Genomic DNA, 5,179 nt, shown 5'->3' with positions numbered 1-5,179 from the left:
CACTAAACATCGCCACTTTGCCCTTTGCGTAGGTTTTGGCAGGCGCCGTCGCAAAGCCATCTTTATGCAGATCGTCTGCAAATTTCATATCAGCCGCCATAAAAATATCAAACGGCGCGCCGTTTTTGATCTGCGTGCTAAGCGCTCCGCTTGCGCCCAAGCTCACGTTTAGCGTAGTTTGCGGATGTAGCTTGGCAAATTCTGCCTTGATCTCGTCAAACGCATATGTCGTGTTCGCAGCGGCTGCGATGCTGACCTCGCCTGCGTTAAGCGCGCCTGCGGTTAAAATTCCTAAAAGCACTGCTTTCAACTTCATTTTATGCCTTTCGTTTCGGCTCTCACCGAGAATTGAATTGTATCTAAAATTTTAAATTTACGCCTTAAATTTTAAAATTTTGCGCACCCGATCTCATCCTATTACGCACCAATAATGATCTCGCTAGGCTCGATGATCGCCGTTACTTCATCTCCTACTCCTAGAGCCATCGCGGTGGCAGATTCTCGCGTGATGATCGCGGTGATGTTTTGATGCGAGCTTGTGCCTAGACAGATCTCTGCGTTTACCGCGCCGATTTTGACCTCGCTAATCGTGCCCTTGATTTGATTCACCGTACTAAGTTTTAGCTTCTCCGAGCTTCCTTTGGCAATGATGACGCTTGGAGCTTTGAATAAAAACAGCACATCCTTGCCCACCTTTAGCCCTAAATTCTTTTCGCTCTCTACGGTTACCGTCGCGCATAAAATTTCGCCACCTGCGAGCTTAGCCGTGATTTGAGAATTTACAGCGCCTGTTTGAACATCCGTAATCTCAACGCTTAGCTGATTGCGTGCAGAAAGCTTCATACCGATCTTCTCTAAGCTTAAAAGGCTCTCTTCGGGGATCTCGTCAAGCTTTAAAATTTCACTCAAAAACGTCTCGCCCGCGTGGCTGATAGCATCATAAGCGCGAATCAACTTGTGAGCGTATGGAGTGAGCTCGGAGCCGCTATTTTTCTTAGTACCTTGAGTGCGAACAATGAGCGGCTTTTTGCTCGCGTTGTTGATTAAATTTAGCACATCCCAGCCGTTTTTATACGACACTCCTACGATCTCTGCGGCCTTTGTAATACTTTTAGTCTCATCTACGGCCTTAAGTAGCTTAATATGCTTGGCTAGAAGCGATGTTTCCTTGCCAAGCAGAAATTCCAAAGCAAATTTTGCATCCATTTTCATCCTTTCTTATTTACTTTCGCGTGATTTTATAATATATCCTCTGATATATTTCTTAAAGAGCCGCAGGCTTTATTTTGCGCTATAAAGAGGGAAATTCTATATGAAATTTTACCTTTATTGACAAAATTTCTTTAAACTTGTAAAATCGCCACTTTGATTTATAAAGAAGGGTCACATTTGAAATTTATAAAAATTATATTCTTAGCCGCGGCATTGGCACTCTGCGGTTGCTCGCAAAAGCAAGACGTAGCGCCTAGCGATACGGATGGTTTTGACGAGGAGTTTGCCAAGCGCGAGGTTTTCGATCCGCTTAGCGGCTATAACCGCGTTATGACGAGCTTTAACGACGTATTTTACTCATACATATTAACCCCCGTAGCCAGCGGTTACGACTATGTAATGCCCGATCCGATCCAGGGCGCGTTTTCAAATTTTTTCTATAATATTTTATATCCGATGAGGCTCGTAAACAACCTATTGCAGGGTAAATTTGAAAATTCTTGGGACGAGACGAAGCGATTTTTGATCAACTCGACCGTCGGCTTCGGCGGGCTTAACGATATGGCAGGCAAATACTACGGGATTCCGCGCCACGACGAGGATTTCGGGCAGACACTAGGATACTGGGGCGTTCCGGCAGGTCCGCATATCGTCTGGCCGATTTTGGGACAGAGCAATCTGCGCGATACAGCGGGGCTTGTCGGAGATTATTTTTCAAATCCGATAAACTATATTAAAGATGGCACCGTTCGAAACTCCGTCAATGGATTTAGAATATTTAACGATTACTCGCGCGATCCGAAATTTTATGAAAAAATGACCAAAGATGCAGTGGATCTATATCCATTTTTACGCGATGCTTACGAGCAAAATCGCGAGAAACTAATAAAGGAATAACAATGAAAATTTTAAAAGTTCTAGCGCTTTGCGGAGCGCTTTTGATTTCGGCGCACGCTATTAGCGATGCGGATATCGAGCCTGTGATGAGCCAAAAGGTCGCCGAGGCCGTAAGCATCATGCGAAGCAGCACCCCAAAAGACGCAAAGCCCGCAAAAATTTTTGCGCTTTTTGACGGCTATTTTGATTATAAAATGATGGCAAAGCTCTCCCTTGCTAAACATTATGCGAGCCTTAGCCCTGCGCAAATCGCGGAATTTAATAAAGCCTTCGAGGCGCATCTAAAGCGCTCGTTTATCGAAAAACTTTCGCTTTATACCGATCAGGATATGAAGGTGCTAAGTAAACAAAGCCCGAGCGATAAGCGCCGCGTGCTAAAAACACAGGTCATCGGCGAGCAGAAAAACTACGACATAGATTTTAAATTTTATCCTAACGGCTCTGATTGGCGCATCTACGACGTCGATATCGTGGGCGTCAGCCTAATTCAGACCTACCGCTCGCAGCTTGGCGACGTAACGCAAAGCTTGGGCTTTGACGAGCTTATAAAGCGGCTAAATTCCACCGTCATCAATAGCGGCGAATAGCGACGCACTCAAAAGAGCGGTATTTGAAAAAAATTTTTCGCCTAATCGTCGCGTTTCCGAAAATCACGCTCGCGCTGTTTACGGCGCTGGCGCTCTTTTTCGGATATTACTCCACAAAGCTCGAGATCGACGCTTCGAGCCAGACGCTTCTACTAGATAATGACAAAGACCTTCAAATTTGGCGCGAAGTATCCAAACGCTACGAAACGCCGAATTTCTTGGTGCTTGCATACACTCCCGCGGGCGATCTTTTAGCGCCCGAGACGATCCGCAAAATAGCGCAGATGGACGCAGCTTTTTCCAAGCTGGATTTCGTCGCTAGCGTCACGGACATCACGAATGTGCCGCTTTTGCTAAACAAAGGTGGCGGTATGAGCGAGCTGCTTAAGCACATACCCACTCTTACCGACGCGGACGTAAATTTAACCGCGGCTAGGCGCGAGTTTGCCACAAGCCCCTTTTACGCGTCAAATTTAGTAAGCGCCGATTTTCGCACTACCGCAATTTTAATAAATTTAAAGCCGCAGACCCGCTACGAGGAGCTTTTGCGCCTAAGAGACGGAGCCAAAAACGCTCTAGAGCAAGCGGAGCACGAGAGCAACCGCTCGGGGGCTCAAATTTCACAGCTCAAAGACGCGCTTAAAGTTGCGGAGCAAAATTTTAAATCCTACCGCGACGAGCTGCGCGAAAAGGATCACCGCGACATTGTGGCTTTGCGGGCGCTGATCGCGGGCTTTGAGAAGGAATTTGCGGGCGACCGATTGTTTTTGGGCGGACTGAATATGATCGCCGACGATATGGTGGGTTACGTCCGCTCGGATCTGGCGACCTACGGACTCGGCGCTTTGGTGCTTTTGTTAGCTTGCTTTTGGCTCTTTTTTAGACAGGCGAAATTTATCCTGCTGCCGCTTATCATCTGCGCGTATTCGGTCGTGCTCGCAGCGGGATTATTCGGCTTTTTGAGCTTTGAGGTTACGGTGATTAGCTCAAATTTCATAGCGCTTCAGCTCATCATCACGGTTTCGGTCTGTATCCACCTAATCGTCGCCTACCGCGAGTTTAGCGCGCGCTTTCACGCCTTTTCGCAGCGCCAGCTCGTTTACGCGGTGCTGCGCGAGCGCGCAAGACCCTGCTTTTTCGCGATCTTTACGACCGTTATCGGCTTTATGTCGCTAATTTTTTGCGATATAAAACCCGTAATTTCTCTGGGAATTATGATGAGCGTAGGCATCAGCATCTCGCTAGTTACGGCATTTGGAGTATTCGGCGCGGTTATGTCGCTTCTAAGGCGCACGCACAATAACCGCAGCTTCGAGCAGCACTTTAAATTTACGCTTTGGTGCGCCGAAACGGCGCTACGTAGCAGAGGCGCGGTTTACGGCGTTTGCGCTGCGGCGGTGATCTTTGGACTATACGGCATCTCGCAGCTGCGCGTCGAAAACAGCTTCATCGGCTACTTCAAAAAAAGTACCGATATCCGCGCGGGCATGGAGATTATCGACACGAATCTAGGCGGAACTATCCCGCTTGATATCGTCGTTAAATTTAAAAGCGCAAGCGGCGCAGATCCTGCTAGCGGGAGTGAAAATTCCGCAAGCGGTAGCGCAAATTTTAAGAGCGGCGAAAATTCCAATCCCGCTGGGCGAAATTTTGCGGCAAATTCTACTCGGCAAAATTCTATCGCACAAAGCTCTGCTACTCAGAATTCTACCGCCGCGACACAAAATTCTATTGCAGAAAATTCTATGCCCCAAGGCTCCGCTGCGGCAGCACAATCAAATGAAGCCGTAAATTCAGATCAAACCCACGCCGCAAATTTAGAGCAAAATTCCACCGCGAGCGACGATTTTGGCGATTTCGAAGCCGAGTACGCCGCCAACGAGAACAAGCCGCAGTATTGGTTCACATCCGAAAAGATGCGTATCATCGGCAAAATAGATGATTTTTTGAAGGACAAAAACGTCGCCGGGCACGAGTTTATCGGCAACGTAAGCTCGCTCGCATCGCTTTTAAAGCTCGGCAAGCAGATCAATCAAGGGCGCGATCTGGACGATCTAAGTCTTGCTTTGATCTACTCTGAAATGCCCGCAAACTACCGCGAATTGGTACTTTCGCCCTTTGTGAATATCGAAGCGAACGAGGCGCACTTTAGCATCCGCACGATAGATAGCGATCCAAATCTTCGCAGAGCGCAATTTCTAGCCGATCTTAAGCGCGATCTGGACTCCCTGCTCGCTAAAGATAACGTCACGGTGCAGATCAGCGGCATAATGGTGCTTTATAACAATATGCTTCAAAGCCTGATGAGCTCACAGATAGGCACTTTGGGTATCACCGTGCTCGTGCTTTTCGTGCTTTTCGTGGTTATCTTTCGCTCCTTTTCATACGCGCTTATCGCGATCGTCGTAAATTTAATTCCGCTTTGCGCCTGCTTCGGCATCATGGGGGTTGCAGGCATTCCGCTGGATATCATGAGTATTACG

The 5,179-nt window shown here is 47.7% G+C and carries 5 protein-coding genes; 3 read left to right on the top strand and 2 right to left on the bottom strand.

Annotation, left to right across the window (positions count from 1 at the left end; translation table 11 throughout):
* Together modA and Q0095_RS01555 are read right to left on the bottom strand one after the other, a co-directional pair.
* The coding region (modA, locus tag Q0095_RS01560) for a molybdate ABC transporter substrate-binding protein (protein WP_297880733.1) at nucleotides 1–316 on the bottom strand (316 nt) is incomplete at its 3' end.
* A 101-nt stretch (nucleotides 317–417) separates the two neighbouring features.
* Complete coding sequence (locus Q0095_RS01555) at nucleotides 418–1,206, bottom strand: TOBE domain-containing protein (protein ID WP_297880731.1); 789 nt, start codon at nucleotides 1,204–1,206, stop codon at nucleotides 418–420.
* A gap of 183 nt (nucleotides 1,207–1,389) precedes the next feature.
* Between Q0095_RS01555 and Q0095_RS01550 the strand changes: the two genes are divergently transcribed.
* From Q0095_RS01550 to Q0095_RS01540, 3 genes are all read left to right on the top strand, one after another.
* Nucleotides 1,390–2,109, top strand: coding sequence for a VacJ family lipoprotein (locus Q0095_RS01550; protein WP_297880728.1), 720 nt, complete (start codon nucleotides 1,390–1,392; stop codon nucleotides 2,107–2,109).
* A gap of 2 nt (nucleotides 2,110–2,111) precedes the next feature.
* Nucleotides 2,112–2,696: an ABC transporter substrate-binding protein gene (locus tag Q0095_RS01545; RefSeq protein WP_297880726.1), complete on the top strand. Its 585-nt coding sequence runs from the start codon at nucleotides 2,112–2,114 to the stop codon at nucleotides 2,694–2,696.
* Between the two features lie 23 nt (nucleotides 2,697–2,719).
* A partial coding sequence (locus Q0095_RS01540) for an MMPL family transporter (RefSeq protein WP_297880724.1) occupies nucleotides 2,720–5,179 on the top strand: 2,460 nt, incomplete at its 3' end.

Source organism: uncultured Campylobacter sp., assembly GCF_938045535.1.
Lineage (GTDB): Bacteria > Campylobacterota > Campylobacteria > Campylobacterales > Campylobacteraceae > Campylobacter_B.
This window is presented reverse-complemented; position numbering and strand designations above follow the sequence as displayed.

Bases quoted from the DNA above. Each gene is read 5' to 3' on its own strand.
- Q0095_RS01555 (WP_297880731.1), bottom strand. From the start codon at position 1,206: ATGGATGCAAAATTTGCTTTGGAATTTCTGCTTGGCAAGGAAACATCG.
- Q0095_RS01545 (WP_297880726.1), top strand. From the start codon at position 2,112: ATGAAAATTTTAAAAGTTCTAGCGCTTTGCGGAGCGCTTTTGATTTCG.